At 70.7% G+C, this 26,866-nt stretch carries 22 protein-coding genes; 12 read left to right on the forward strand and 10 right to left on the reverse strand.

Annotated features, from left to right (window positions below):
• Window positions 1-43: 43 nt before the first annotated feature.
• From AB0H84_RS44895 to AB0H84_RS44910, 4 genes are all read right to left on the reverse strand, one after another.
• Window positions 44-2,161 (reverse strand): acetate--CoA ligase family protein, encoded by a 2,118-nt coding sequence (locus AB0H84_RS44895; protein WP_357618831.1) that lies wholly within the window; start codon window positions 2,159-2,161, stop codon window positions 44-46.
• 71 nt (window positions 2,162-2,232) lie between these two features.
• A complete protein-coding gene (gene frc / locus AB0H84_RS44900) occupies window positions 2,233-3,456 on the reverse strand; it encodes a formyl-CoA transferase (RefSeq protein WP_357618834.1) in 1,224 nt (407 codons plus the stop codon).
• 12 nt (window positions 3,457-3,468) lie between these two features.
• Window positions 3,469-5,139 (reverse strand): thiamine pyrophosphate-binding protein, encoded by a 1,671-nt coding sequence (locus tag AB0H84_RS44905; RefSeq protein WP_357618837.1) that lies wholly within the window; start codon window positions 5,137-5,139, stop codon window positions 3,469-3,471.
• An 80-nt stretch (window positions 5,140-5,219) separates the two neighbouring features.
• The gene (locus AB0H84_RS44910) at window positions 5,220-6,506 is read right to left on the reverse strand and encodes a molybdopterin molybdotransferase MoeA (RefSeq protein ID WP_357618840.1); all 1,287 of its coding nucleotides are present in this window, start codon (window positions 6,504-6,506) and stop codon (window positions 5,220-5,222) included.
• Between the two features lie 74 nt (window positions 6,507-6,580).
• Between AB0H84_RS44910 and AB0H84_RS44915 the strand changes: the two genes are divergently transcribed.
• From AB0H84_RS44915 to AB0H84_RS44955, 9 genes are all read left to right on the forward strand, one after another.
• Entirely contained in the window at window positions 6,581-7,558 is a 978-nt protein-coding gene (locus AB0H84_RS44915) for a 2-dehydropantoate 2-reductase (protein WP_357618843.1), read from the forward strand.
• A 38-nt stretch (window positions 7,559-7,596) separates the two neighbouring features.
• Window positions 7,597-9,498, forward strand: a complete 1,902-nt coding sequence (locus AB0H84_RS44920; protein ID WP_357618846.1) for a molybdopterin-dependent oxidoreductase — start codon at window positions 7,597-7,599, stop codon at window positions 9,496-9,498.
• Window positions 9,499-9,502: 4 nt separating this feature from the next.
• Window positions 9,503-11,317, forward strand: coding sequence for an NAD(P)H-dependent oxidoreductase subunit E (locus AB0H84_RS44925; protein ID WP_357618850.1), 1,815 nt, complete (start codon window positions 9,503-9,505; stop codon window positions 11,315-11,317).
• The gene (locus AB0H84_RS44930) at window positions 11,317-12,156 is read left to right on the forward strand and encodes a 2Fe-2S iron-sulfur cluster-binding protein (protein WP_357618930.1); all 840 of its coding nucleotides are present in this window, start codon (window positions 11,317-11,319) and stop codon (window positions 12,154-12,156) included. Before AB0H84_RS44925 ends, AB0H84_RS44930 begins: the two co-directional genes overlap by 1 nt.
• The gene (gene fdhD, locus AB0H84_RS44935) at window positions 12,149-13,009 is read left to right on the forward strand and encodes a formate dehydrogenase accessory sulfurtransferase FdhD (protein ID WP_357618852.1); all 861 of its coding nucleotides are present in this window, start codon (window positions 12,149-12,151) and stop codon (window positions 13,007-13,009) included. Before AB0H84_RS44930 ends, fdhD begins: the two co-directional genes overlap by 8 nt.
• 129 nt (window positions 13,010-13,138) lie before the next feature.
• Window positions 13,139-14,035 (forward strand): metal ABC transporter substrate-binding protein, encoded by an 897-nt coding sequence (locus AB0H84_RS44940; RefSeq protein ID WP_357618855.1) that lies wholly within the window; start codon window positions 13,139-13,141, stop codon window positions 14,033-14,035.
• Complete coding sequence (locus tag AB0H84_RS44945; protein WP_357618858.1) at window positions 14,032-14,811, forward strand: metal ABC transporter ATP-binding protein; 780 nt, start codon at window positions 14,032-14,034, stop codon at window positions 14,809-14,811. Before AB0H84_RS44940 ends, AB0H84_RS44945 begins: the two co-directional genes overlap by 4 nt.
• On the forward strand, window positions 14,811-15,683 hold the full coding sequence (locus AB0H84_RS44950) for a metal ABC transporter permease (protein WP_357618933.1): 873 nt from the start codon (window positions 14,811-14,813) through the stop codon (window positions 15,681-15,683). The genes AB0H84_RS44945 and AB0H84_RS44950 overlap by 1 nt, the downstream gene beginning before the upstream one ends.
• Entirely contained in the window at window positions 15,680-16,072 is a 393-nt protein-coding gene (locus tag AB0H84_RS44955) for a transcriptional repressor (protein WP_357618861.1), read from the forward strand. Before AB0H84_RS44950 ends, AB0H84_RS44955 begins: the two co-directional genes overlap by 4 nt.
• An 8-nt stretch (window positions 16,073-16,080) precedes the next feature.
• Here the strand turns inward: AB0H84_RS44955 and AB0H84_RS44960 are convergent, their stop codons facing one another.
• Window positions 16,081-16,965, reverse strand: a complete 885-nt coding sequence (locus AB0H84_RS44960) for a DMT family transporter (protein ID WP_357618864.1) — start codon at window positions 16,963-16,965, stop codon at window positions 16,081-16,083.
• Window positions 16,966-17,078: 113 nt separating this feature from the next.
• Here AB0H84_RS44960 and AB0H84_RS44965 point away from each other — a divergent pair, with 113 nt between their 5' ends.
• Entirely contained in the window at window positions 17,079-17,606 is a 528-nt protein-coding gene (locus AB0H84_RS44965) for a CGNR zinc finger domain-containing protein (protein WP_357618936.1), read from the forward strand.
• Window positions 17,607-17,618: 12 nt separating this feature from the next.
• Here AB0H84_RS44965 and AB0H84_RS44970 read toward each other — a convergent pair whose 3' ends face one another.
• On the reverse strand, window positions 17,619-17,957 hold the full coding sequence (locus AB0H84_RS44970; protein WP_357618867.1) for a hydroxyisourate hydrolase: 339 nt from the start codon (window positions 17,955-17,957) through the stop codon (window positions 17,619-17,621).
• A 2,091-nt stretch (window positions 17,958-20,048) separates the two neighbouring features.
• Here AB0H84_RS44970 and AB0H84_RS44975 point away from each other — a divergent pair.
• The gene (locus AB0H84_RS44975; protein WP_357618871.1) at window positions 20,049-23,066 is read left to right on the forward strand and encodes a BTAD domain-containing putative transcriptional regulator; all 3,018 of its coding nucleotides are present in this window, start codon (window positions 20,049-20,051) and stop codon (window positions 23,064-23,066) included.
• On the opposite strand, the gene AB0H84_RS44980 is transcribed toward AB0H84_RS44975, so the two are convergent.
• The gene (locus AB0H84_RS44980; RefSeq protein WP_357618874.1) at window positions 23,067-23,276 is read right to left on the reverse strand and encodes a DUF6059 family protein; all 210 of its coding nucleotides are present in this window, start codon (window positions 23,274-23,276) and stop codon (window positions 23,067-23,069) included. It lies immediately after the preceding gene.
• Window positions 23,277-23,435: 159 nt separating this feature from the next.
• On the opposite strand from AB0H84_RS44980, the gene AB0H84_RS44985 reads away from it, so the two are divergent.
• A complete protein-coding gene (locus tag AB0H84_RS44985) occupies window positions 23,436-23,786 on the forward strand; it encodes a WhiB family transcriptional regulator (protein ID WP_357618877.1) in 351 nt (116 codons plus the stop codon).
• A gap of 408 nt (window positions 23,787-24,194) precedes the next feature.
• Here the strand turns inward: AB0H84_RS44985 and AB0H84_RS44990 are convergent, their stop codons facing one another.
• Genes AB0H84_RS44990 through AB0H84_RS45000 form a run of 3 tightly spaced genes read right to left on the reverse strand, consistent with a single transcriptional unit; the run spans window position 24,195 to window position 26,866 of the window.
• Window positions 24,195-24,977: an SDR family oxidoreductase gene (locus AB0H84_RS44990; RefSeq protein ID WP_357618880.1), complete on the reverse strand. Its 783-nt coding sequence runs from the start codon at window positions 24,975-24,977 to the stop codon at window positions 24,195-24,197.
• Window positions 24,978-24,986: 9 nt separating this feature from the next.
• Window positions 24,987-25,670 carry an SDR family NAD(P)-dependent oxidoreductase gene (locus tag AB0H84_RS44995; RefSeq protein ID WP_357618883.1) on the reverse strand — a complete coding sequence of 228 codons (684 nt, stop codon included), beginning with the start codon at window positions 25,668-25,670 and terminating at the stop codon, window positions 24,987-24,989.
• Window positions 25,667-26,866, reverse strand: coding sequence for a cytochrome P450 (locus tag AB0H84_RS45000; RefSeq protein ID WP_357618886.1), 1,200 nt, complete (start codon window positions 26,864-26,866; stop codon window positions 25,667-25,669). The genes AB0H84_RS44995 and AB0H84_RS45000 overlap by 4 nt, the downstream gene beginning before the upstream one ends.

The following is a 26,866-nucleotide window of genomic DNA, read 5'->3' on the forward strand; positions in this document are numbered from 1 at the left end:
CTCCGCTCTCTCGCCCTGAGCTCCTTCGCTCCATGCTCGGCTCTTAGCGCAGCAGTCCGGCGGCCCTGGCCCAGCGGTACTTCGCACCGAGGACCGCCACGGGCTTCTCCGTCGTGTACGGGTACGCGACCACGCCGTGCTCGAACAGGTACTCGCTGGCCTCCTCTACCTCGGTGTCACCGGCGAGCGACGCCACGACCGGCTTGACGTTGCCCTTCGCCCGCTCCTCCGCCACCACGCGGGCGATGAGCTCGGCGAAGACCATCGGCGGCGTCACGATCGTGTGCCAGTAGCCCAGGACCAGCGCGTGGATGCGCTCGTCGGCCAGGCCGAGGCGGACCGTGTTCTCGTACGTGGAGGGCGGTTCGCCGCCGGTGATGTCGATGGGGTTGCCCGCCGCGCCGAACGGCGGGATGTAGGCGCGGAAGGCCGCGTCCAGGTCGGGCGGGATGTCCATGAGCGTCAGGCCGGCGTCCACGATGGCGTCCGACAGCAGCACGCCGGAGCCGCCCGCCCCGGTGATGATGACGACGTTCTCGCCCTTGGGGGCGGGCAGGACCGGCAGCGCGCGAGCGTACTCCAGCATGTCGTTCAGCCCAGGCGCGCGGACCACCCCGGCCTGCCGCAGGATGTCGTCGTACACCTTGTCGTCGCCGGCCAGCGCGCCCGTGTGCGAGCCCGCCGCCCGCGCGCCCATCGCGGTGCGGCCCGCCTTGAGCACGATGACCGGCTTCTGCCTGACGACCCGGCGCGCGGCCTCGACGAAGCCGCGCCCGTCCTTGAGGTCCTCCAGGTGCATGGCCACGGCCTTGGTGTTGTCGTCCTGCTCGAAGAAGGTCAGCAGGTCGTCCTCGTCCACGTCGGCCTTGTTGCCGACGCCGACGATGGCCGAGACGCCCATCTTGGTGGTGCGGCTGAAGCCCAGGATGGCCATGCCGATGCCGCCGCTCTGCGAGGTCAGCGCCACGCTGCCCTTGACGTCGTACGGGGTGCAGAACGTCGCGCAGAGGTTCTCCGGCGTGTAGTAGTAGCCGTAGATGTTCGGCCCGAGCATGCGCACGCCGTGCCTGCGCGCGATCTCGACGATCTCCTTCTGGCCCTCGACGTTCCCCGTCTCGGCGAACCCCGACGGGATCATGACCGCGCCCGCCACGCCCTTCTGCCCCACCTCCTCCAGCGCGGGCGCCACGAACTTGGCGGGGATCGCGAACACCGCCACATCCACGTCCCCTGGCACGTCCGAGATGCTCTTGTACGCGGCCAGCCCCATGATCTCGTCGGCCTTGGGGTTGATCGGGAAGATCTGGCCCTGGTAGCCGCCGTTGATGAGGTTGCGCATGACCGAGTTGCCGATCTTGCCGGTCTCGGCCGAGGCGCCGATCACGGCGACCGAGCGCGGCTTGAAGATCCGCGTCATCTGCCGGAGTATCTCCTCGCGCGGAAGGCGGCTGACCTCCGCGGGCCTGTCGCCGATGAGGATGCGCACGTCTGCGGCGACCGCGCCGTTCGCGTCGGCGAAGACCGGGTTGAGGTCCACCTCGACGATCTCGGGGAAGTCGGAGACCAGCCTGCCGACGCGCTCGATCAGCTCCGCGAGCGCCTCCCGGTCGGCAGGCTCGGCGCCACGGGCACCACGGAGCACCTCCGCCGCCCTGATGTCGTCCAGCATCCCCAGGGCATCTTCCCCCGAAACCGGGGCAAGCCGGAAGGTCACGTCCTTGAGCACCTCGACCAGGACGCCGCCCAGGCCGAACGCGATGACCTTGCCGAAGGTGGGGTCGGTGACGGCTCCGACGATGACCTCGTGGCCGCCGCCGACGAGCTGCTGCACCTGGACGCCGTCGATCCTGGCGTCGGGGCTGTGGGCGCGGGCGTTGGCCAGGATCGTGTCGTAACCCGCCCGGACCTCCTCCGCGCTCTTGAGGCCGACCAGCACGCCGCCGGCGTCGGTCTTGTGCAGGATGTCCGGTGAGACGATCTTGAGGACGACCGGGAGGCCGATCTGCTCGGCCAGCTCGGCGGCCTCGGCGGCGGAGGTGGCCAGGCCCTCGCCGGGGGTGGCGATGCCGTACTCCTCGCAGATCAGGCGGCCCTCGGGAGCCGTCAGGGCGGTGCGGCCCTCGGCGAGCGCCTTCTCGATGACTTCCCTGACCGCGCCCATGGTCGCGCTCCCTACGGGCCCTCCCTGGTTACGCTGGAGGCTGCCGCTGCCGGGCCCTACTCGCCGCTCCACTAGATGACTCCGTTCGTCTTCAGTTCGGCCAGCTCGTCCGCGCTCACGCCGAGCTCGCCGTAGATCTCCTGGTTGTGCTCGCCGAGCAGGGGCGGGGTACGGACGTCCACCGGCGAGTCCGACAGCTGCAGCGGGCTGCCGACGGTCACGAACTCGCCGCGCTCCGGATGGTCGACCGTGACGACGATGCCCTCCTCGCGCAGGCTCTCGTCCTCGGCCAGCTCCTTGGTGGACAGGATCGGACCGCACGGGATGTTCTCGGCGTTGAGCCGGTCGAGGACCGTCCACTTGTCGTGGTGGATCGTCCACTCCTCGATGAGCTGGAACATCTTGTCCAGCTTCGACAGCCGCGCCTCCGGCGTCGCCCACTCGGGGTCGTCGGCCAGCTCGGGACGGCCGATGATGCTGGAGATGGGCTTCCAGCCGACCGGCTGCACGATGACGTAGATGTAGTCGTTCGGGCCGCCGGGCGCGCAGCGCACCGCCCAGCCGGGCTGGCCGCCGCCGCTGGCGTTGCCCGAGCGCGGCACCTCGTCGCCGAACGTCCTGTTCGGGTACTCGCGCAGCGGGCCGTGCGCCAGCCGCTGCTGGTCGCGGAGCTTGACGCGGCACAGGTTCAGCACGGCGTGCTGCATGGCCACCTGCACGCGCTGCCCGCGCCCGCTCTGCTCGCGCTGGTAGAGGGCGGCCAGGATGCCGGCCACCGTGTGGATGCCGGTGCCCGAGTCGCCGATCTGCGCCCCGGTGGCCAGCGGCGGGCCCTCCTCGAAGCCGGTGGTGCTCATCGAGCCGCCCATGGCCTGGGCGATCACCTCGTACGCCTTGAACTTGGCGTACCTGCCGGTGCCGAAGCCCTTGATCGAGGCGTAGATGAGACGCGGGTTGAGCTCCTGGAGGCGCTCCCAGGTGAAGCCCATGCGGTCGACCGCGCCCGGCCCGAAGTTCTCCACCAGGATGTCGGCGCCCTTCACCAGCTCGGTGAAGATCTCCTTGCCGCGCTCGCTCTTCATGTTGAGGGTGATGCTGCGCTTGTTGCAGTTGAGCATCGTGAAGTAGAGGCTGTCGACGCCCGGCAGGTCGCGGAGCTGCTGCCGGGTGATGTCGCCGGTCGGGGCCTCCAGCTTGACCACGTCCGCGCCCAGCCAGGCGAGCAGCTGGGTGCAGGACGGGCCCGACTGGACATGGGTCATGTCGAGGACGCGGACACCTTCGAGAGCCTTCATGTTGGCGTTCCCCTACTTGTACATCGTCTGATTCATGGTTCCGGGGGCGTAGACCTCCGGATCGACCCACACGTTGATCAGCGAGGGCTTGCCCGACTCCCTGGCCCGCTCCAGCGCGGGGCGGATCTCGGCCGGGTCGCGCACCTCCTCGCCGTAGCCGCCGAGCAGCTTGGCGAAGTCGCCGTAGCGGATGTCGCCGAGGGTGTTGCCGACGCGGGCGCGGTCCTCGCCGTACTTGGCGGCCTGGCCGTACCTGATCTGGTTCATGGACGAGTTGTTGCCGATGACCCCGATGAACGGCAGGTCGAAGCGGACCATGGTCTCGAAGTCCCACCCGGTCAGGCTGAACGCGCCGTCACCGAACAGGCAGAGCACCTCCTTGTCACGCCGCGCCTGCTTGGCGGCCATCGCGAACGCCATGCCGACGCCGAGCGTGCCGAGCGGCCCCGGGTCCATCCAGTGACCCGGCGACTTGGGCTGCACGACCTGGCCCGAGAAGGTGACGATGTCGCCGCCGTCGCCGATGTAGATCGTGTCCTCGGTGAGGAACTCGTTGATCTCGTGGACCAGGCGGTACGGGTCGATGGGCCGGGCGTCGGAGAGCTGGCGGGGCAGGCGCTTCTCGTACGCCTGGGTCTCGACGGCGCGCAGCTCGTCCATCCACTCCTTGCGCCTGGCGCCCGCGTTCTCGATGCGGCCGCTGGCGGCCTGGGCCGCCGCCGCGAGGATGAGGCCCGCGTCGCCGACGATCCCCAGGTCGATGTCCCGATTTTTCCCGACAGTGCGGTAGTCGAGGTCGATCTGGACCACGGTGGCGGTCGGTGAGAGGCGCTTGCCGTAGCCCATCCTGAAGTCGAACGGGGTGCCGACGATGATGATCAGGTCGGCGTTGGTGAAGGCGTACCTGCGGCTGAGCTGGAAGTGGTGCGGATCGCCCGGCGGGAGCGTGCCGCGGCCCGAGCCGTTCATGTACGCGGGCACGTTCAGGGCCCGGACGAAGTCGATCGCGGCGTCGGTCGCCCGGCACGTCCACACCTGGCTCCCGAGCAGGATGCACGGCTTCTCCGCGTGCGCCAGCAGGTCCGCCAGCCGCTCGACGGCCTCGGGGTCCCCCTGCTGGCGCGTGGAGGCCCGGTACTGCCCGGCCTTGGGGATGCGGGCCTTGTCCAGGGGAACCTTCGCGTCGAGCACGTCACGCGGGATCTCCAGGAACGACGGCCCGGGAGCGCCGTGGTAGCACTCGCGGAAGGCCATCGACACGATGTCGGCCACCCGTTCCGTGCTGGGCACCGTCGCGGCGAACTTCGTGATCGGGGTCATCATGTCCACGTGCGGCAGGTCCTGGAGCGAGCCCATCTTGTGCTGGCTCAGCGCTCCCTGGCCGCCGATCAGCAACATGGGGCTCTCCGCGCGGAAGGCGTTCGCCACGCCGGTGACCGCGTCGGTCGTGCCCGGGCCCGCGGTGACGACCGCGCAGCCGGGCTTGCCGGTGATGCGCGCGTAACCGTCCGCCGCGTGCGCGGCTACCTGCTCGTGGCGTACGTCGATGACCTCGATGCCCTCATCGACGCAGCCGTCGTAGATATCGATGATGTGGCCGCCGCAGAGCGTGTAGATCACATCCACGCCCTCGGCCTTGAGTGCCTTGGCTACGAGATGACCGCCAGAGATCGTTTCCGACATCATGCCACCTTTCCCGGCGCTGTCTTCCGCATACTGCATACCGTATGACCGCAATGGTTACTCCCTCCCGATCGGCCTGTCTAGCCCCCAGGGGGCAACTCGATCAGCTCGACCTGCTCACCGGCCCACCCCGGCGGGACCACGGCCAGCGCGTCCGCCAGCGCCGCTCCCCACAACGAGCCGGGCCGGTCGTGCCCCACGGGCACCGCGCCCCGGCCCGATCTCCTGACCGGCACCAGCCGGGTGTCCCTTCCGTGCGCCCGCACGGCTCCGGCCAGCGCGGACGTCTCCTTGCGCGCGGTCCTCCCCGCCAGCTCGCGCACGATGGGGGCGAGCAGCGTGAGCGCCGCGCCGAGCGCCGCGAACGGGTTCCCCGGCAGCCCCACGACCAGCGGCCCGCCCGGCAGCCTGGCCAGGAGCTGGGGGTGCCCCGGGCGCACGGCGACGCCGTCGACGAGCACGCCGGCTTCGAGGCCGGCGAGCACGGGCCGGAGGTGGTCCGCGGGCCCTTTGGACGATGCGCCGCAAACGACGACCACGTCAGCAGCGGCGGCCAGTGCGGCGTGGAGCGCGTGCGGACCGTCCGGGAGCCGTGACGTGTCCGTGACGCGGCCCCCGGCCCACTCCACCAGGCCCGGCAGGAACGGGCCGATGGCGTCGCGCACCCGGCCCGGGGCGGGGAGCCCTTCGTGCACGACCTCGTCGCCCGTCACCAGCACCGCCACGCGCGGCTTCGGGCGTACCGGCAGCTCGTCGTGGCCGAGTGCGGCGGCCAGCCCGAGGGTCACCGGGGTCACCACCGCGCCCGCCCCGAGCACCACCGCGCCTTCGGCGATGTCCTCGCCGCGCCGCCGGACGTGCCGCCCCGCCTCCACGGCACCGCCCACCCACACCGGCTCCGCCTCCACACGCGCCCGGGGCACCGCCACCGGCCCGGAAGGCCGCACCCCCACCGGCCCGGAAGGCGGCGCCGCCACCGGCCCGGAAGGCGGCACCTGCGCCACAGGCCCAGGGGGTGGCAGCTCGGTCGCGTGCTCATAGGGCAGCACCGCCGCCGCCCCCGACGGCGTCGGTGCGCCGGTGGCGATCTCCACTGCCTCTCCCGGCCCCAGCTCGTGCCCGTAGCACGCGCCGCCGGCCAGGACGCGGCCCACCACGCGCCACGGGCCCGGACCGGCCACCGCGTAGCCGTCCATCGCCGCGACGTCCACCCCCGGCACCGCCACCAGCGCGGTCAACGGCTCGGCGAGGCGGCAGCCGAGGGCGTCGGCGAGGGCCACCCGAGCGGGCGGGAGTGGCACCGCGGAGCCCGCCGCCAGGGCGCGCGCGGCAGCCCAGGTCGTCGCCTCCACCTGCGAAACGGTCATAGGCATGCTCCTTGACCCATGTTTTTCCATACTGTATACCGAATGCACTATCCGACGCGAGAACGGAGCGCAGCATGCAGGTCGCTGTTCTTGGCGCCGGCGCCATCGGCGCATACGTGGGGGCCGCCCTCCACCGGGCGGGAGTCGAGGTGCACCTCATCGCGAGAGGCGAGCACCTGGAGGCGATACGCCGCGCCGGTGTGCGGGTGCTCACCCCCAGAGGAGACTTCACCGCCCATCCCCATGCCACCGACGACCCCGCCGAGGTCGGCCCGGTGGACCACGTCTTCCTGGGCCTCAAGGCGAACAGCTACGCCGCCGCGGGCCCCATGATCAAGCCGCTGCTGCACGAGAGCACGAGCATCATCGCCGCGCAGAACGGCATCCCGTGGTGGTACTTCCACGGGCTCAAGGGCCCGTACGAGGGCTACCGCATCGAGAGCGTCGACCCGGGCGGCGCGGTCACGGCCGCGCTGCCCCTTCACCGTGCCGTCGGCTGCGTCGTGTACGCCGCCACCGAGATCGAGCGCCCCGGCGTGATCCGCCACCTGGAGGGCACCCGCTTCTCCATCGGCGAGCCGGACGGCCGGCTCACTGAGCGGTGTGCCGCCTTCAGCGAGGCCGCGATCGCGGGCGGGCTGAAGTGCCCGGTGGAGCGGGACCTGCGGAGAGACGTCTGGATCAAGCTCATGGGCAACATCGCCTTCAACCCGATCAGCGCCCTGGCCAGGGCGACGATGGCCGGGATCTGCCGCCACGACGGCGCGAGGGAGCTGGTCGTGGCCATGATGCGGGAGACCGTCGAGGTGGCCGGGAGGGTCGGCTGCGATCCGGGGATCTCGATCGAGCGCCGCCTGCGGGGCGCGGAGAAGGCGGGCGAGCACAAGACCTCCACGCTCCAGGACCTGGAGAAGGGCAAGCCACTGGAGCTCGACGTGCTGCTGGCGGCGGTCGTCGAGCTGGCCGACCTCACCGGCGCCGAGGTCCCGACACTGCGCGCGATCCACGCCGTGAGCGACCTGCTCAACACCAACCTTGTCCGAGCGGTCTAGCGAGGAATACCGTAGCCTGTATACAGAATGGAGGGATCATGAGCTATGACCGCCTGACCCATCCACTGGTGCGTGAGAACGGCGTGCTGCGCAGAGCGACCTGGGAAGAAGCGCTCGAGCGGGCGGCGGAGGGCTTCCGCCGCAACATCGCCAGGCACGGCCCCGACAGCTTCGCCATGCTGTCGTGCGCCCGCTCCACCAATGAGATGAACTACGTCGGGCAGAAGTTCACCCGCGTGGTGGTGGGCACCAACAACGTGGACTCCTGCAACCGCACCTGTCACGCGCCGAGCGTGGCGGGGCTGTCGGCCGTGTTCGGCAGCGGTGGCGGCACCTCCTCCTACCAGGAGGTGGAGGAGACCGATGTGATCGTGATGTGGGGCTCGGCGGCGCGCAACGCCCATCCCATCTTCTTCCAGCACGTGCTGAAGGGCATTCACAACGGCGCGCGGATGTTCGCGGTGGACCCGCGCCGCACCGGCACCGCCCAGTGGGCCGACCTGTGGCTGGGGCTCAACGTGGGCACCGACATCCCTCTCGCCCACGCGGTGGCCAGGGAGATCATCCACGCGGGGCTGCAGAACGAGGCGTTCATCGAGCGGGCCACGGTCGGCTTCGAGGAGTTCAGGGAGTCGGTCGAGCCGTGGACGCTGACCGCCGCCGAGCAGGTCACCGGCGTGCCCGCCGCCGCCATCCGCGAGCTGGCCCACGCCTACGCCCGCGCCGACCGCGCCCAGCTCTGCTGGACGCTCGGCATCACCGAGCACCACAACGCGACGGACAACGTACGGGCCCTCATCAACCTGGCCCTGCTCACCGGCCACGTCGGCCGCTACGGCTCGGGCCTGTCACCGCTGCGCGGCCAGAACAACGTGCAGGGCGGCGGCGACATGGGCGCCATCCCCAACCGCCTGCCCGGCTTCCAGGACATCCTCGATCCGGACACCAGGGCGCGTTTCGAGAGCGCGTGGGGCAGGCAGATCCAGCCGCGTTACGGCCTCAACCTCACCCAGATGCTGGAGGCGATGGCCGAGGGCAAGGTGACCACCTGCTACCTCATCGGTGAGAACCCCGTGCAGTCCGAGGCCGACTCGCTGTCCTGCATCAAGCGCCTGTCCATGCTCGACCACCTGGTCGTGCAGGACATCTTCCTCACCAAGACCGCCCAGATGGCCGACGTCGTGCTGCCCGCCAGCGCCGCCTGGTGCGAGGCGGACGGCACGTTCACCAACAGCGAGCGCCGGGTCCAGCGGGTGCGCAAGGCGGTGGACCCGCCGGGCGAGGCGCGCGACGACATCTGGATCATGTGCGAGATCGCCCGCAGGCTGGGCCACGACTGGCACTACGACGGCGCGGAAGAGGTCTGGAACGAGCTGCGCGCCCTGTCTCCCCAGCACCACGGCATGACCTACCAGCGCCTGGCCGACCTGCAGGGCATCCAGTGGCCCTGCCCGTCGGAGGACTCGCTGGAGCCGCCCTACCTGCACGGCAGGCTGTGGGAGAGCGACCCGGTCAAGCGGGGCGTGCCGGCGCCGTTCGCGGTGCTGCGCCACTCGCCGCCGGTGGACCTGCTGGACGAGGAGTATCCGCTGCGGCTGACGACCGGGCGGCGGCTGGACTCGTACAACACGGGTGTGCAGTCGTCGGGGTTCGCCTCCCCCCTGCGCCGCGGCGAGACGGTGGAGCTCTGCCCCGAGGACGCCGAGCGTCTCGGCGTGGTCGCGGGCGAGGAGGTGCGGATCAGCTCGCGGCGCGGGTCGGTGGTCGCGCCGGTGTTCATCGACCCCGCCCTGCGGCCGGGGCTGGTGTTCATGACCATGCACTTCCCTGACGAGGTGGACACCAACTCGCTCACCATCGAGGCGACCTGCCCGATCGCGGGCACGGCGGAGTTCAAGGCGGCGGCCGTACGCGTCGAGAAGCTCGTGAAGGCCGGGTGATCAGATGGATCTGAGGTTCCGCGGCGCCGAGCCGTCCGAGGAGGAGCGCGCGGCGGTCGACGCCCTGCTCGGGCCGCCCGCCAGCGCATGGGAGGGCGGCTCGAGGACCGAGACCGACCTGCGGGTCGCCGCCCGCGCCGAGTCGCAGCGCGACCTGCTGCTGCCCGCCCTGCACGCGGTCAACGACCGGGTCGGCTGGATCAGCGAGGGCGCGCTCGAGTACATCTGCCGCCGCCTCACCGTGCCGCCCGCCGAGGCGTACGGGGTGGCCACGTTCTACTCGCTCTTCTCCATGGAGCCGCGCCCGAAGCGCGTGCTGCACGTCTGCACCGACCTGGCCTGCCAGGCGAAGGGCGGGGAGAGCGTACGCAGGCGGGTCGAGGAGGCGCTCGGCCCGCAGGGCACGTCCTGGCACGAGAGCCCCTGCCTGGGCCTGTGCGAACGTGCCCCCGCCGCGCTCGCCCTGGAGGCGGGCACGCCCCCGAAGGCCCAGGTGTACGCCCCCGCGCACGCCCTGTCCTTGGACGGGCCCGCCCCCAACGGCGACACCCCCGCTCTCGACGTGACGGGCGACGCCCCGGTGAAGGAGGCCGTGCCGCAGGCCGGGCAGGACGGGCTGGTCCTGCTCAGGCGGGTCGGCACGACCGATCCGGGGAGCCTGGACGACTACCGGGCGAGCGGCGGGTACACCGCCCTGCGCAGGGCGTTCGAGCTGGGCCCCGCCGGGGTGATCCGGGAGGTGCTGGAGTCGGGGCTGGTCGGCAGGGGCGGCGCCGCGTTCCCGACCGGCCGCAAGTGGGAGGCCGCCGCCCGCCAGCCCGATCATCCGCACTACCTGGTCTGCAACGCCGACGAGAGCGAGCCGGGCACGTTCAAGGACCGGGTCATCATGGAGGGCGACCCGTACGCGCTGGTCGAGGCCATGACGATCGCCGGGTACGCCACCGGCTGCGCCAAGGGATACCTCTACATCAGGGGCGAGTACCCCCGGGCGGCCGCGAGACTCCAGCACGCCATCGCGACCGCCCGCGCGCGGGGCCTGCTCGGCGACGACATCCTCGGCAAGGGGCTGTCGTTCGACATCGAGCTGCGCAGGGGCGCGGGCGCGTACATCTGCGGCGAGGAGACCGCGATCTTCAACTCCATCGAGGGGAAGCGCGGCGAGCCGCGCAGCAAGCCGCCGTTCCCCGTGGAGAAGGGGCTGTTCGGCAAGCCGACCGTGGTCAACAACGTCGAGACGCTGGTCAACGTGCTGCCGATCCTGGAGCGCGGCGCCCAGGCGTACGCGGCGGCCGAGCCCAAGCTCTTCTGCGTCTCGGGCGCGGTGCAGCGGCCCGGCGTGTACGAGCTGACGTTCGGCGCCAGCCTGCGCGAACTGCTGGAGCTGGCCGGGACCACGGGCACGACCAGGGCGGTGCTGCTCGGCGGCGCGGCCGGCGCGTTCGTCACCGATCTGGACATCCCGCTCACCTTCGAGGGCACCAGGAACGCGGGGGCCACGCTCGGCTCCGGCGTGGTGCTCGTCATCGACGACACCGTGGACATGAAACGGCTCCTGCTGCGCATCGCGGAGTTCTTCCGCGACGAGTCCTGCGGCCAGTGCGTGCCCTGCCGGGTGGGCACCGTACGGCAGGAGGAGGCCCTGCACCGCCTGTCGCGCCGCGTCTCGCCGAGCCTCCCGCGCCGGGACGACGACCCCGATCTCGTGCTCCTGCGCGAGGTCGGACAGACCATGCGCGACGCCTCGATCTGCGGCCTGGGACAGACCGCCTGGAACGCCGTCGAATCCGCCATCGACCGCCTGGGGGTGTTCAGGTGATCCCGCTCCAGCCGCCCCGGCGGCTCATCGACGTCCAGATCGACGGGGAGGAGGTCCGCGTCCCGGAGGGCTCGACGATCCTCGACGCCTGCCAGGCGGCGGGCAAGGACATCCCCACCCTCTGCTACGGCGACACGCTGACCCCGAAGAACGCCTGCCGGGTCTGCGTCGTGGAGGTGGAGGGCGCCAGGACGCTGGCGCCCGCCTGCTCCAGGAAGGCCGAGCCGGGCATGAAGGTCGGCACCGGCACCGAGCGCGTCCGGCAGAGCCGCAAGGTGGTGCTGGAGCTGCTCGGCTCCTCCGTGGACCTGTCGACCACGCCCCGTGCTGCCGAGTGGGCGGCGGAGTACGGCGCCGACCCCTCGCGCTTCGGCGACGGCGCGGCCACGGTCGAGCAGCCCGCCAAGGTGGACAACGACCTCTACGTACGCGACTACAGCAAGTGCATCCTCTGCTACAAGTGCGTGGACGCCTGCGGCGACCAGTGGCAGAACACCTTCGCCATCGGCGTCGCCGGCCGGGGCTTCGACGCGACGATCTCCACGGAGTTCGACGCCCCGCTCACCGACTCGGCCTGCGTCTACTGCGGCAACTGCGTCGAGGTGTGCCCCACGGGCGCGCTGTCGTTCAAGACCGAGTTCGACATGCGGGCCGAGGGCACCTGGGACGAGTCCAGGCAGACGGAGACCACTACGGTCTGCAGCTACTGCGGGGTCGGCTGCAACCTGACCCTGCACGTGCAGGAGAACAAGATCGTCAAGGTGACCTCGCCGCACGACAACCCCGTGACCAAGGGGAATCTCTGCGTCAAGGGCCGCTTCGGGTTCGGCTATGTCTAGGGTCGCGGTGAAACGGCGGATCCTCCGGGTCAAGGACACCGCCCGCATCCCCAAGGTCGACTCGCTGGCCGCCGAGGAGCCGCTGGAGATCCGGCTCGACGGGACGCCGCTGACGGTCACCATGCGCACCCCCGGCGACGACTTCGACCTGGCCGCCGGCTTCCTGGTCAGCGAGGGGGCCGTGGGCTCGGCGGACGACATCGCCACGATCCGCTACTGCGCGGGCGCCACGGTGGACGGCGGGAACACCTACAACGTCCTCGACGTGCGGCTGGCACCCGGCGTCGAGGCGCCCGCGCCGCGCAACTTCTACACCACCTCCTCCTGCGGCGTCTGCGGCAAGGCGTCGCTGGAGGCGGTGCGCACCGTGGCTCGCTGGAGCGCCGGCGACGATCCGGTCGAGCTGGCGCAGTCCGTCGTCGTCACCCTGCCGGACCGGCTGCGTGCGGCCCAGCGGGTGTTCGACAGAACCGGGGGCCTGCACGCGGCCGGCCTGTTCACGGCCGACGGCGAGCCGCTGTGCGTGCGCGAGGACGTGGGCCGGCACAACGCGGTGGACAAGCTGCTCGGCTGGGCGCTGCGCGACGGCCGGCTCCCGCTGCGGGGCACCGTGCTGATGGTGTCGGGCCGGGCCTCGTTCGAGCTGGTGCAGAAGGCCGTCATGGGCGGGATCCCGGCGCTCGCCGCGGTCTCGGCGCCGTCGTCGCTCGCGGCCGAACTGGCCGCGGAGGAGGGGCTGACCCTCATCGGGTTCCTGCGTGGGAACTCGATGAACGTCTACGCCGGCGAGCGCCGCTTGGACATCACTTCGGGCGCCGGCAACGGCTCTGCCGGCGCACGTCCACCGGGGTGATGGCGGGATGCCGTACGGCGCCGCCTGGCCCCCAGCCCGCCGTCGGCATCCTGATTTTGACAACCATTTTCATTTTGGCCCATACTGACTCACATGATGTCAGGATTTTCCCGGTCGTACGCTGCTGGTTTGCTGGCCGGAGCCGTTCTCCTCACCACTGCCGCCTGCGGCTCGGGCTCCGCTGAAACCGTCTCGGGGAACCGGCCCGAGGTGGTGGCCGCGTTCTACCCGCTCCAGTGGCTGACCGAGCAAGTGGGGGGATCCGACGCGCACGTCACGGGCCTGACCGCGCCCGGCGTGGAGCCGCACGACCTGGAGCTTGGGATCCAGCAGGTGAGCGAGCTCCAGAAGGCCGCGCTCACCGTCTACATCAAGGGCGTCCAGCCGGCCGTGGACGACGCGGTGGACGCGGAGCGCAGCTTCGACGCGGCGACCGCCGTCAAGACGCTCCCCTCTCACGGGGGCGAGGAGCACGGGGGCGAGGAGCACGCGGGCGAGGAGCACGAGCACGAGGTCTCGTACGACCCGCACCTCTGGCTCGACCCGTCCCGCCTGGCCACCGTCGCCACCAAGCTCGGCGAGCGCCTGGCCGCCGCCGACCCGCCGCACGCGCAGGCGTACAAGGATCGCGCCGCGAAGACGGCGAGCGCGCTGGGAGCGCTCGACCAGGAGTTCGCCAAGGGTCTGAGCACGTGCAGAACCAAGACGCTGGTCACCGCGCACGAGGCGTTCGGCTATCTGGCCGACCGCTACGGGCTCAAGCAGGTCGGCATCACGCTCGACCCCGAGCAGGAGCCGTCGCCCACGCGCCTGTCCGAGGTGGGCAAGCTGGCCAAGGCCGAAGGCGTGACCACGATCTTCACCGAGTCCCTGGTCAGCCCCAAGGTGGGCGAGGTGCTGGCGAACGAGATCGGCGCGAAGACGGCCGTGCTGGACCCGCTGGAGAGCAAGCCCGCCGGCGACTACCTGTCCGCCATGCGCGATAACCTCAAGACCCTACAAACAGCACTGGGGTGTACGGCATGAGCGAAACGGCCTTCGCGATGACCGGCGGCCGGGTCTCCTTCGACGGCAAGCCCGTCCTTCGCGGGATCGACCTGACCGTCTGTCCTGGAGAGGTCGTGGCCCTCCTGGGCGCCAACGGCTCGGGCAAGTCGACGCTGGTCCGCGCGCTGCTCGGCCTCACGCCGCTGTCCGGCGGCACGACGCTGGTGTACGGCACCCCGCCCGGCAGATTCCGCGACTGGTGGCGCATCGGCTACGTGCCGCAGCGGCTGCACGTCGGCGGCGGCGTGCCCGCCACCGTGCGGGAGGTCGTGGCCTCGGGCCGCATCGCCAGGCAGAGCCGGCTGCGCAGGACCAGCCCGGCCGACAAGGCCGCCGTGGCCCGCGCGCTGGAGGCCGTCCAGCTGGCCGACCGCGCGAACGATCCCGTCCAGTCGCTCTCCGGCGGGCAGCAGCAGCGGGTGCTCATCGCGCGCGCCCTGGCCGGGGAGCCGGACACGTACGTGATGGACGAGCCGACGGCCGGCGTGGACACCGGGACGCAGCAGTTGCTCGCCGACACGCTGGCGGGGCTGGTGCTCGCCGGCAAGACGGTGGTGCTGGTCGCGCACGAGCTGGGGCCGCTGGAGCCGATCATCACGCGCGGCGTGGTGATCCGCGAGGGCCGCGTCGCGCACGACGGCCGCCCGCCGCGCCCGGAGGGCGACTGCGCCAGGCCAGGCCACGAACACCAGCACCCGCACGCCGCGGCCCCCGCCGCGGGACCGCTGACGGGCTGGCAGGGGGACGCGTCATGATCATGGAACTTCTCCAGGAGCAGCTCTTCCAGCTCGCCCTGGTCGCCGCGCTGCTGGTGGGCCTGTGCGCGCCCGCCGTGGGGACGTTCATCGTGCAGCGCAGGCTCGCCCTGCTGGGCGACGGCATCGGGCACGTGGCGCTGACCGGCGTGGCCCTGGGCTTCCTGACGGGCACGGCGCCCGTGCTCACGGCCGTGATCGTCTCGGTGGTCGGGGCGGTGGCCATCGAGCTGGTCAGGGCCCGCGGGCGGACGAGCGGCGACGTGGCGCTCGCGCTGCTGTTCTACGGCGGGATCGCGGGCGGCGTCATGCTCATGGGCATCGCGCCCGGCGGCAGCAACGCCAAGCTGAACTCGTACCTGTTCGGCGCCATCGCCAGCGTGACCCCGCAGGACATCTGGGTGATCGGCGCGCTGGCCGTGGCCGTGATCGCGGTGGTCGTGATCTTCGGCAGGGAGCTGTTCGTGCTCTGCCAGGACGAGGAGATGGCCAGGGCGAGCGGCCTGCCGGTGCGCTTCCTCAGCCTGCTGATCGCGGTCACGGCCGCGCTGACCGTGGTGATCGCCATGCGCGTGGTCGGCCTGCTGCTGGTCAGCGCGCTGATGGTGATCCCGGTGGCCACCAGTCAGCAGCTCACCCGGGGGTTCCGCACCACGATGGGGCTGGCCATGCTGTTCGGGGTGCTCGCCTCGGTGGGCGGCCTGCTGGCCTCCACCTACTCGGCCAAGGTGCCGCCCGGGGCGGCGATCGTGCTTCTTGCTCTTGCCGGCTTCGTCCTGGCGCTCGGGATCGGTAGATTCGTACGGCGAGGCCGTACCCAGGAGTCGACAGTGAGCGAGAGAGCCAAGTTGCACGCGGAGGAGGCCGCATGACGACGAGACGTGATGCCGTGCACGACACCCTCCGCAGGAGCGAGGGCTTCCGCAGCGCGCAGGACGTCTATGCCGAGATGCGCCTGCACGGCGCCAAGATCGGCCTGACCACCGTCTACCGCGCCCTGCAGGCCCTGGCCGACGGCGGGCAGGTCGACGTGCTGCGCACGGACGAGGGCGAGTCGGTCTACCGGGCGTGCGCCAGCGACGCCCATCACCACCACCTGGTCTGCCGCCGCTGCGGCCACACGGTGGAGGTGGCCGGTCCCGCGGTCGAGCGGTGGGCGGAGGCCGTGGGGAGCGAGCACGGCTTCACCGGGATCACCCACACGGTGGAGGTCTTCGGCACCTGCGCCTCGTGCTCCACGGTCCCGGCGAAGGTGGGCTGAGCCCCGCTTCACGCCACCTTCGTCAGCTCCTCGTCGTGGACCGCCCTGGCCTGAGCACGGCGGCCGGAGCCGTACAGGACGCCGAGGACGACCACCAGACATCCGGCGAGTTGCAGGAGCGAGGGTCGCTCGCCGAGCGCCACCGCCGACAGCGCCACGGTCGTCATGGGCTGGATGAGCAGCAGCAGCGCGGTGAGCGCGGCGGGCTGGCGCGGCAGCGAGAACGTGATCAGCGACCAGCCCAGCACCTGCGGCCCCAGCGCGAGCAGCAGCAGCCATCCGTGCGCCGGCCACGCGGGCACGAGGTCGGCGCCTCCGAAGAGCGGGCTGAGGGCGGCGATGGCCACGGTGGCGACCACGGTCGCGTGTGCGAGCGGCCCGGCGGCCCGCTCGGGTCCGGCCTTCATCAGCAGCAGGAACGCCGCATAGGAGACGGACGTGGCGATCCCGGCCCACACCCCCATGATCGGATCGCTCCCGTAGGCGGCACTGTCGAACATCCCGGATATGAGCACCACCCCGGCGAACACCACCGGCGTGGCGATCATCAGCCGCGTGGACGGGCGCTCCCGGAACAGCGCCCACGCCGCGAACGCCACGATGAAGACCTGCAGGTTCCCCAGCACGGTGGCCAGCCCCGCGCCCACGTACTCGATCGCGTGGTGCCAGAAGAGCAGGTCGAGCGCGAACACCGCCCCCGCGAGCCAGGCGAGCACCAGCCCCTTGACCGGCATGGGCCCGAGCCTGCGCCGCTCCAGCCAGGCCAGCACGAGCATGGGCGGCACGGCGTACGCACAGCGGAACAATGCCGACGTGGCGGGCGATACACCGGAGAGCCGGACCAAGGGGCCGGAGGTGGAGATGATGAGCGCACCCGCTATCGCGATCAGCACGATACGGCGATGTGCACTCACGGAGACCCCCGAACGGCCATGCAGCAGATACAGTTCGACCACGCTAGAACCCGGCGCGGACAGGAGTCAACATGCCGTTTGGCCATGACATGGTGCATTCTTTGGCCACCGTTGTCGAACTGGTCAACACCTCGCCCTCCACAGGCGGCGAAGAGGGCCTGCCCGGCCTGGCCGAGTTGCAGGCGTTCGTGGAGTCCCGCCAGATGAGCGGCGTGACCAAGCTGACGCCCCGCGACCTGGGCCATGTGCGGATGGTGCGGGAGGCGTTCCACCGGGTCTTCACCGCCCCCGACCAGCCCACGGCGGTCCGCACCCTGAACGCGCTGCTGTCGGAGACCCGCATCACGCCCCGCCTGACGGAGCACGACGGCCATCCGCTCCACATGCACTACTTCGCCGCCGACGCGACGCTGGCCGAGCACGTGGCGGCCGACTGCGGGGTGGCCCTGGCCCATCTGCTGGTCGAAGGCGAGGCCGAACGGCTGCGCACCTGCTCGGCTCCCGACTGCGACCGCGTCTTCGTCGACGAGTCCCGCAACCGGTCGCGGGTCTACTGCGACAGCCGGACGTGTGGCAACCGCATGCACGTGGCCGCCTACCGCGCCCGGCGCCGCGCCTAGGAGGGCGGGCGTTCAGCTCCTGGTGCCGAAGTACGTGGAGTACGTGCTCGGCGAGAGCATGACCAGGATCTTGCAGATGTCGGACTCGTCGCGGATCCGGAACACGACCACGATCTCCGGATAGATGGCCTCGATGCCGAGCCCGGAGAAGTAGTAGTCGCTGTCGAAGACAACCCGGTAAAGCCCGCGGGACAGCTCCGACTGGGCCCACTTGCTGACGTTCCCGTCGCCGTCGGTCTCGGCCTTGCCGATGTCGCCCCACACGCCGTTGACCAACTGCTCCAAACGCACTCGCAGGCCCGACGCCGGACGGCCGTACACGCCGTCGAGCACCTGCGCAGAGATATTCATGTCTTTCACCATTCCGACGCCTTCTATCCTTGTGCCTTCCAGCCACTATTCGCCCGCCGGCCATCGCCGACGCCTTCGCAGATGCCGAGGATGAGCTCGCGCCGGGCGACCGCGGAACGCATGGGCCCGGTCCTGCCGGGGCGCCTCGCGCGCCAGGGTGTCCACGCCCGTGGTTTAGCGCCTCTGACGCGGGCAGGAGACCGAGGTGCACGCGAGATCACTGCCCGCTAGACCGACGCGGATGCACCGGTAATTCGGCGGCACACCGGATTTAGAGGATGTCGGAGACGCGTTACCAAGGTCAAGTTCGAGTGTCAACCGGACCGGCGTAAGAGTGATCTGGCACACGTTGCCGGCCCCTTCCCCGTGGCCGAACCGGAGCCCTTCTTACGCCGCCCGGTAGAGGCCACTCCGCCGGGGCCGCACGTGTGCCGCGGTCGTTGTGCGGATGGACCGGCAGGCGCGTTCTGGACGGCTTGCCGTTCATCCTTTGATCAGGCCTGCGGAGGCGCCTGGCATGGCGCGTTCCACGGGGGCCGGGAAGCTGAGAGCCATTCCGTCCCGGCTCGCCGTCCAACACGTCACGCGATCGCGGGCAAACCTCGAGCGACAAGTCAGGCATCGGGCCGTCGAACAGCTCGGATGAATACCGGAAGCCGAGTTCTCAGGTCCCCGGTTATCCCCTGGCCGGGCTGATAACCATGCGGGATCCCGCTATGGCGAGCTCTTTGCAGCGGCGCCGGGCAGTTACCCGCTCTACGCGGGTGATCAGCGCAAATGTCACATTACATCGATGAATCGCCGCGCCTGGCGGGTCCGTCGGGCTCCGCGCGTGCGCCCGATCGACTCCGCGCCGTTCGCGACACCATGTCGCGGGACGGGGGACCCTCTCCGCCGGATCCGCGAACGAACACGCGCTCGTCCCGGCAATCCATCGAAAACAGACTTCGATTTCCGCGGATAACCGCCGCGGCCGACCGGGCGGGCACTCCCCGCTTTTACGCGGGCGCCGCGCCCGGAAACATCCTTCCATGGTCACCGGTAGATCCGGGTCACGGCCCATGGGGAATCTTGATGATAACGCTATCCATCCGGGCGCGATCGGAACTCCCCAGGCGCATTTCTCCGGACGGCGGGCAGCCGCCGGCATCATCCGCGTGGCCGCTGTTCCCATATCCCATCCCGAGGGGATATACCGCCATTTCACCGGAGACCAGTGCGGTGACGTACGCAGTCAAGTCCGTACGCAACTCCGGAAATGTAATGGATCAGTTATGCGGCGGCCCGGGAGCGGCGCCCTTCCTCTTTCTCCGGCACCGTGGTCACGGTGCCGCCCGGGAGGCATCCCAAGAGCCCGCGCGGAGGTAACGCGAGCCCACGGCCGGGGCATCGGCCTATTCAGCCGCCATCGACCCGTCCACTCCCCAATGACCGCTCCGACCAGGGAAGATGTCACCCGAGAAGGGAACGGATAATGAATGGATGGAGGGCGCTCATAGCTTCGGATCAACAGGCAGCCCGCCGGGCGGCGGCAGGCGCCCCAATTGTTAACACGAGGTAAAACATGATGTGGCGTCGTCTCACGAAAAGCACCATCCCGCTCGCCCTGTCCGCGGCCCTCTCGGCGGGAATCCTTTGGGCCGGCGCCCACTCCGCCGTCGGCTCGGTCGCACTGTCGCCTAATCTCACCGCCGCGCACGATGACGGCACCCCCTGGGACTGACCCGGCGCTCCACGCACAAGGCTGACGGCCGTCCCATCGCCTGACCTTCTCGTCAGGCGGAAGAGATTGGGGCGGCCGTTTTCGCATTCACGTGTTCACCCAGGTTCCGGACAATGGAGTACCGCTGCCGCATGAGAGGCGACCGCGTCGCGAACAGATCGCGAAGAAATAAGTCTAATCTGGCTTCCAAATGCACCGGGCTGTACACTCCGCGAGTAGGGGGTAATCCATCGGTCCTCTATCGCAGCTGGTCAGGGGGCCTGTCCTGCGCGGATGGCGGTGATGGGCGCACCAGTGATGTCGGCTGCTCGTACGCCATCGCCGGGCTGAACGGGAGACACGGGGTGGAGATTCGGATCCTCGGCCCTTTGGAAATCACGATCGAGGGGAAGCGGCTGGACCTCGGCAGCCCGCGGCAGCAGGCCGTTCTCGCCGTCCTGCTGCTGGAGGCGGGGCGCGTGGTCTCGGTCCGCAGGCTCATGGAAGCGATCTACGGCGACGACCCGCCGGCCACGTCCCGGGCGCAGATCCAGATCTGCATCTCCTCGCTCCGGCGCTTGTTCGCCTCGTACGGATACCCCCACATCATCACCACCGAGTCGCAGGGATACATCTTCCGCTGCGACGACGACCAGATCGACGCGCAGCGGTTCCGGCGGCTCGCCGTCGAAGCACGGCGCGCGCGTGACGCCGGACAGCTCGACGACGCCGTACGCGGTTACCGCGAGGCCCTCGCCCTGTGCAGCGGGCCGCTGGAGGGCATCGAGAGCCGGCTGGTCCGGTCGGCGGTGACCAGGTTCACCGAGCGGCAGATCACCATCAACGAGGAGTGCATCGAGCTCGAACTCGAGCTCGGCCGGCATCGCGAGCTGGTGGCCGAGATCACCGAGCTGGTCGAGAGACACCCGCTCCGGGAGCGCTTACGCGGCCAGCTCATGACAGCGCTGTACCGGTCCGGGCGCCAGGCGGAGGCGTTACAGGTCTACCAGCACACCCGGGAGACCATGATCGAGGAGCTGGGCCTGGAGCCCAACGAGGAGCTCCGCCAGCTGCACCAGGCGATCCTCACCTCGCACGAAAGCCTCAACGCCCCGGCCCCGCCACCCCCACGCGAATCCCCGCCCGTCGCGCCCCAGGGGACGCCGCGATTACTTCCCAGCGACATCGCCGACTTCACCGGACGCCGCCGGCAGGTGGAGACGATAGGACGGCTGCTGACCTCGGACCGCTGCCAACTCGCCGTACCGGTGGTGGTCATCTACGGCAAGCCCGGCGTCGGAAAGACCGCCATCGCCGTGCACACCTCGCACGCCATCGCCGACAGGTTCCCCGACGGCCAGCTCTTCGCCGACCTGCACGGCGCCGCGTCGCCCACGGTCCACCCCAAGCAGGTGCTCGAACGCTTCCTCCGCGCCCTCGGCCTGCCCGGCACGGAGATACCCGACGGCCTGGAGGAACGGGCCGAGGTCTACCGCACCATGCTCTCCGACCGGCGCATGCTGATCGTCCTCGACGACGCCGGCAGCGAGAGCCAGGTCCTCCCCCTGGTGCCCGGCTACCCGGACTGCGCCGTCATGGTCACCAGCCGCAGCCGCCTGGTCGGGCTGCCCGGCGCCATGTCCGTCGAGATCGAGACGTTCGAGTCGCAACAGTCGATCAACCTGCTCAAGCGCATCGCCGGCAGCGACCGCATCCAGGACGATCCCGAGCCCGCCGCCGCCCTGGCGCAGCTCTGCGGCCACCTCCCGCTGGCCCTGCGCATCGCCGGCGCCCGGCTCGCCGCCCGGCCCAACTGGACCATCGGCCACCTGGTGGAGCGGCTGGCCGACGAGGCACGGCGGCTCGACGAGCTCCGGTACGGCGAAATGGGGATCCGGGCCAGCCTCGCCCTGACGTACGAGAGCATGAGCGAACCGGCCCGCCGCCTGCTCCGGCGGCTGGCCATCCTCGACTTCACCCACTACTCCGGCTGGATCGCGGCCGCGCTGCTCGACGCGCCGCTCACCGTGGCCCAGGACCTGCTCGACGACCTGTCCGACGCCCAGCTGATCGAGATGTCCGGCACGGACGACGGGCAGGCCCACTATCACCTGCACGAGCTGACCCGCGTGTTCGCGCGGGAGCGGGTGGTGGCCGAGGAGTCCCCCGTCGAACGCAAGGACGAGCTGACCCGGGTGCTCAGCGCCCTGCTCGCCCTCGCCCAGCAGGCGCACAGCCTGGAGTACGGCGGCGACTACGTCAAGGTGCGCAGCGCCACCCCGTCCTGGCCCGCCCCGCCCGAGCAGATGGAGACGATCATCGGGATCCCGATGCAGTGGTTCGAGCGCGAACGCGTGACGCTGGTGGCCGCGATCCGGCAGGCCGCCAGGGCCGGGCTCGTCGAGCTCTGCTGGGACCTGGCGATCACCTCGGTGACGCTGTTCGAGGCGCGCATCTACTATGACGACTGGCGGCAGACCCACGAGGTCGCGCTGGAAGCCGCCCGTCAGGTCGGGGACGTGCGCGGCCAGGCGACGATGCTCTACTCGCTCGGCTCGCTGCACAGTGCCGAGCAGCGCTTCGACGACGCGCGGCGCGACTTCGAGGCGGCGGCCGAGATGTTCCGGGCCGAGGGGAACGACCAGGGAGAGGCGCTGGCGATCCGCGACCTGGCGTTCCTGGACCGGATGTACGGCCGGCTCACCGCCGCCGAGAACGGTTACCGCCACGCCCTGAAGATCTTCCACGCCAACGGGGACCTGGCCGCCGCGGCGTTCGTGCTGCACAGCCTGGCCAGGACGCGGCTGGAGTTACGCGACCCGGCCGAGGCGAGGCGGCTGCTCGACGAGTCGCTCCGGCTCAGCCGCACGGCCGGGAGCAAGCGGGTGGAGGCTCAGGTGCTGTGCTGGCTCGGCGACGCGTACATCCAGGCGGGCGACCTCTCCCGCGCCGTCGACGTGCTCCAGTCGTCGCTGACGATGGTGCGGGCGATGGACGACGCCATCGGTGAGGCGTACGCGCTGCACCAGCTGGCGCTCGCCCGGCTGCGCCGCGGCGAGTTCGCCGAGGCGGCCACCGCGCTCGAGCGGTGCATCGATCTGGCGGGCAGCTCCCGGTCGCGACTGGCCGAGGTCAAGGGGTTCACCGGGCTCGGCGAGCTGGCCTCCGCCCGGGGCGAGCCCGACAAGGCCATCCACCATCTGGACCAGGCGCTGGCGCTCTGCCGGAAGATCCACGCTCCGCTGTACGAGGTCCGGGTGCTCACCCAGCTCAGCGGGGCCCACGCCGCCACCGGAGACCGGAGCGCGGCGGAGCAGGCCCTCGCGGAGGCGCTGTCGCTGGCCGCGCAGATGGATCCGGTGGTCGTGGGGCAGGTCAGCGCCGACCTGGGCCGTCGAGCGCCGTGATCAGGGCCGGTTCAGCTCTTTCCAGAGCCGCGCCTCCTCCGGGGTCAGCGGCACATCGGGGATGAGCTGTTCCGGATGTCCCGCCGGCAGAGACGGCGGCGGGTTGTCCGGAGGGACCACCAGGAAAGGGGCCATTCCGGAGAAACGCCCAACACCCACCAGGCCGTCCCAGATGAACTTGACGATCCCTCTGGCAAGCCGAGCTAACACGCCCTCACCCTCCTTCGGCGTCCTGTAGGTGATGGATTGTCACTTCCCCCGCTCGACCCCGCCTGGACGCCGCTTTCCGCCGGTCCGTCGGGCGGTCCAGCGGGCATCGAACAGGCGTCGAGCCGCGGCGTGCACGCTGGGAGAAACGAGGGGGCAGACATGAAGACGTTCACCCTTCCGGCCCACCCCGGCGACGACGCCCTCGCCCGGCTGGAGTGCTCGCCCGTCGCCGACCATTGGACGGCCAGGGCCGGCTGCGCGCAGAGCGATCCCGATCTGTTCTTCCACGACGCCGGCCACAGCGCCGCCCGCCGTGCCAAGGCGATCTGCCGCGACTGCCCGGTGGCCGAGCAATGTCTGGCGGTCGCCGTACAGCTGCAGGTGCGGCACGGCATCTGGGGCGGCCTGCTGCCCGAGGAGCGCCGCCACCTCTACGTCTCGGCCGCGCCCGGCGAGGGCGGCGGACGGGTCAGGAGCCGGATCGACACGGCGACCAGCTCGGCCGCTTGAGGCACCCCACGCTGCTTCACCACCGCACTGCCGCACACGCCGACCGTCACCGTGCCGCCGCCGTGCCGCCCGTCGCACACGCCGACCGCCGCCGTGCCGCCGCCGTGCCGCCGCCGTGCCGCCGCCGTGCCGCCGCCCCACCGCAGGCGCCCTTCGCGAGCATCGCACAGGGCGCGGCGCCACCTTGAGTGCCGTCGCTCGCGAGCATCGCGCAGGACCGGCGGCGCGCCTTGGGTGCCGTCATTCGCCGGCATCGCACAGGCCGGACGGCGCACCTTCAGTCCCGCAGTTCGGGAGCATCGCGCAGGCGCCGACAGCGTCGTCAGCGAGCCGCAGCCCCGCGGGTGTCGCCGCACGATCGAGGCCGGCTTGCCGTCTGGCGGCGAGCCGGCCTCGTGCGCGTCGCCCTCAGGAGGGGCGATTGTAGTGAGCCGGAGGAGCCATGCCGGCGTCGATCATGACCTCCGCGCCCGTGATGCTGCGGACCTTGCCGGACGCCAGCATGACGACCAGGGTCGCGATCTCGTCAGGGTCGATCATCTCCCCCGTGGAGAGCCCCGTCATCTTGGGCACGGTGGCGACGAACTCCTCCGGGGTCATCCCCGCGCGCCGCGCGATCTCCGGATTCGTCCACAGCCGGGTACGGACAGGACCGGGCGAGATGGTGTTGACCCGGACGCCCTGCGAGCTGAACTCCGCCGACAGCGCCTTGCCGATGTTGGTGAGCGCGGCCTTGGCGGCCGAGTAGTGCCCGAGCCGCGGGTCCACCATGCTCGAGTTCATCGAACCGATGTTGATGATGGCGCCGTTCCGCTCGACCAGGCTGGGGAGCGCCGCCCGGGTGGCCCGGATCGTGGTGAGGACGTTGAGCTCGAACGTGTGCTGCCAGACGTCGTCGTCGATGTCCAGGAAGCCCGAGGCCAGCTTCACCCCGCCGCCCACGTTGTTGACGAGGATGTCGATGCCGCCGAACTTGGCGAGCGCCGCGTCGATCAGCGACTGCGGGCCCTGCTTGGTGAGGAGGTCGACTTCGAGGGTGTGCGGCGTCGTGGCCAGCAGGTCCGAGCTGACGGTACGCGCCCCGCCGAAGACGTCGGCGCCCGCCGCGGCCAGCTTCCGCGTGACCGCCAGCCCGATCCCGGCTCCGGCCCCAGTGACCACGGCCGTCTTGCCGGTCAGGTCGAATTCCATGCTGTCTCCTTAACCCTGACTGCGTTTCTCGGTGAGGAAGCTGCCGTTCGGCCCGCCGGACGGCAGCGTCGCCACGTCGGCGATGAACCGGGCGGCCTGTTCCGGCGTGACGTGGCCGGAGGGCATCATGTCGGTACGCACGCGTCCCGGGTTGACCGCGTTCACCAGCACCCCGGTGCCCTCGCACTGGGCGGCGAGCATGGTGGTCAGGCCGTTCAACGCGCTCTTGGAGAGCGAGTAGCCGGGGGCGCCGGCGAACAGGGCCCCGCCGAACTCGGCGGTCGTCCCGCTGGAGATCAGCACCACGCGACCCCACCCGCGGCGGATCATGGACGGGACGAAGGCCTGGGCCAGCCGCCACGAGCCGAGCAGGTTCACCCGCAGCGTCCGGTCGACGAGGTCGAGCGGTGCGGTGAGGGGGTCGGTGCGCGCGTCGAGCAGGACTCCGGCGTTGCACACCAGCACGTCGACGTGCTCGATCTCCTTGCGCAGCAGCATGACGCCGGTGGGGTCGGTGACGTCCAGGACGTGCGCGCAGACACCGGGACCGATGTCGGCGGCGGTGGCGAGGGCCGTCTCGGGGTCCCGCGCGGTCACCACCACCCGCAGGTTCCTGCGGTACAGCTCGGCGGCGACCGCGCGGCCGATCCCGCGGTTGGCCCCGGTGACGAGCGCGGTGCGCGGACCGGTCACCACGTGACCGGAATCTCGCTGAAGCCCTCCATGAACCCGCCCAGACCCCGGGGCAGCTCGTCCCCGGGCACCGCGAGGCGCAGATCCGGGAACCGCCTCAGCAGGGTCTCGGTGGCCACCTGGAGTTCCATCCGGGCCAGGGCCGCGCCGACGCAGTAGTGGATGCCCGCGCCGAACGTCATGTGGTGGTTCTCCTTACGCCGGATGTCCAGCGTGAAGGGGTCGTTGAACACGGTCTCGTCCATGTTGGCCGACTCCTCGGAGAGCAGGACGCTGGAGCCCTGCTTGATCACCGTGCCGTCGGACAGCGGGATGTCCACCAGCGCGTAGCGCAGGGTCCCGATGGACGAGCCCATGATCTGCGTACGCAGCAGCTCCTCCACCGCCGAGGGCACCAGCGAGTAGTCGGCCCGGATCTCCTTGACCAGGTCCTGCCGGTGGAGCAGCACCGCGGTCCCGGTGCCGATCTGGCTGGCGGTGGTGACGTAGCCGGCGATGAGCAGGCTCTGCGTCCAGAAGTGCAGCTCGTGCTCGGACAGGCGGTTGTCGTCCTCGTCGCGTACCTTGATCAGGGCGCTGATCAGGTCGTCGCCCAGGTCCTCCCGCTTGGCGGCGATCAGCTCGACGAGATAGCCCCACAGGCCCTTGCGGCACTCCTCGACCTCGTCGGCGGGCAGCTTGGTGACGGACAGGAAGCCGTCCACCAGCCGGCGGAACCGGTTCCTGTCCTCCGGGGGGATGCCGAGCAGCTTGCAGATCACCAGGATCGGGAGCGGGAACGCGACCGCCTCGTTCAGGTCGACCGGCTTGGGCCCGGCCTCCATCGCGTCCAGCAGCTCGTCCACGGTGGCCTGCGCATAAGGCCGCAGCCGCTCGATCCGGCGCGCGGTGAACGCCTTGGTCACCAGGCTACGCATCCTGGTGTGGTCCGGCGGGTCGGCGTCGATCTCGGGGTCGACGAACAGCTCGTTGTCCGCGGAGATCCGCGCGACACCGGGCCTGGCGATGTTCTTGCTCAGCCGCTCGTCGGCGAAGAGCTTCCTGACATCCTTATAGCGCGTCACCATCACCGCCGTGTCACCGCTGGGCAGCCTGACCTCGACGAGAGCCTTGCTCCGCAGGCCACGCAGCCCCTCGGGCACCTCCATCGGAGGTGTCCACGCGAAGGGGTAGTGAAGGGGGGTTTCCGTGCTCAT

Origin of the sequence: Nonomuraea sp. NPDC050786 (assembly GCF_040654115.1) — a bacterium.
In the GTDB taxonomy this organism is placed as follows: Bacteria; Actinomycetota; Actinomycetes; order Streptosporangiales; family Streptosporangiaceae; genus Nonomuraea.

Coding starts and splice junctions, on each gene's coding strand:
- AB0H84_RS44895 (WP_357618831.1), bottom strand. CDS start 2,161: ATGGGCGCGGTCAGGGAAGTCATCGAGAAGGCGCTCGCCGAGGGCCGC.
- frc (WP_357618834.1), bottom strand. CDS start 3,456: ATGAAGGCTCTCGAAGGTGTCCGCGTCCTCGACATGACCCATGTCCAG.
- AB0H84_RS44905 (WP_357618837.1), bottom strand. CDS start 5,139: ATGTCGGAAACGATCTCTGGCGGTCATCTCGTAGCCAAGGCACTCAAG.
- AB0H84_RS44910 (WP_357618840.1), bottom strand. CDS start 6,506: ATGACCGTTTCGCAGGTGGAGGCGACGACCTGGGCTGCCGCGCGCGCC.
- AB0H84_RS44915 (WP_357618843.1), top strand. CDS start 6,581: ATGCAGGTCGCTGTTCTTGGCGCCGGCGCCATCGGCGCATACGTGGGG.
- AB0H84_RS44920 (WP_357618846.1), top strand. CDS start 7,597: ATGAGCTATGACCGCCTGACCCATCCACTGGTGCGTGAGAACGGCGTG.
- AB0H84_RS44925 (WP_357618850.1), top strand. CDS start 9,503: ATGGATCTGAGGTTCCGCGGCGCCGAGCCGTCCGAGGAGGAGCGCGCG.
- fdhD (WP_357618852.1), top strand. CDS start 12,149: ATGTCTAGGGTCGCGGTGAAACGGCGGATCCTCCGGGTCAAGGACACC.
- AB0H84_RS44945 (WP_357618858.1), top strand. CDS start 14,032: ATGAGCGAAACGGCCTTCGCGATGACCGGCGGCCGGGTCTCCTTCGAC.
- AB0H84_RS44955 (WP_357618861.1), top strand. CDS start 15,680: ATGACGACGAGACGTGATGCCGTGCACGACACCCTCCGCAGGAGCGAG.
- AB0H84_RS44970 (WP_357618867.1), bottom strand. CDS start 17,957: ATGAATATCTCTGCGCAGGTGCTCGACGGCGTGTACGGCCGTCCGGCG.
- AB0H84_RS44985 (WP_357618877.1), top strand. CDS start 23,436: ATGAAGACGTTCACCCTTCCGGCCCACCCCGGCGACGACGCCCTCGCC.
- AB0H84_RS44990 (WP_357618880.1), bottom strand. CDS start 24,977: ATGGAATTCGACCTGACCGGCAAGACGGCCGTGGTCACTGGGGCCGGA.
- AB0H84_RS45000 (WP_357618886.1), bottom strand. CDS start 26,866: ATGAGCACGGAAACCCCCCTTCACTACCCCTTCGCGTGGACACCTCCG.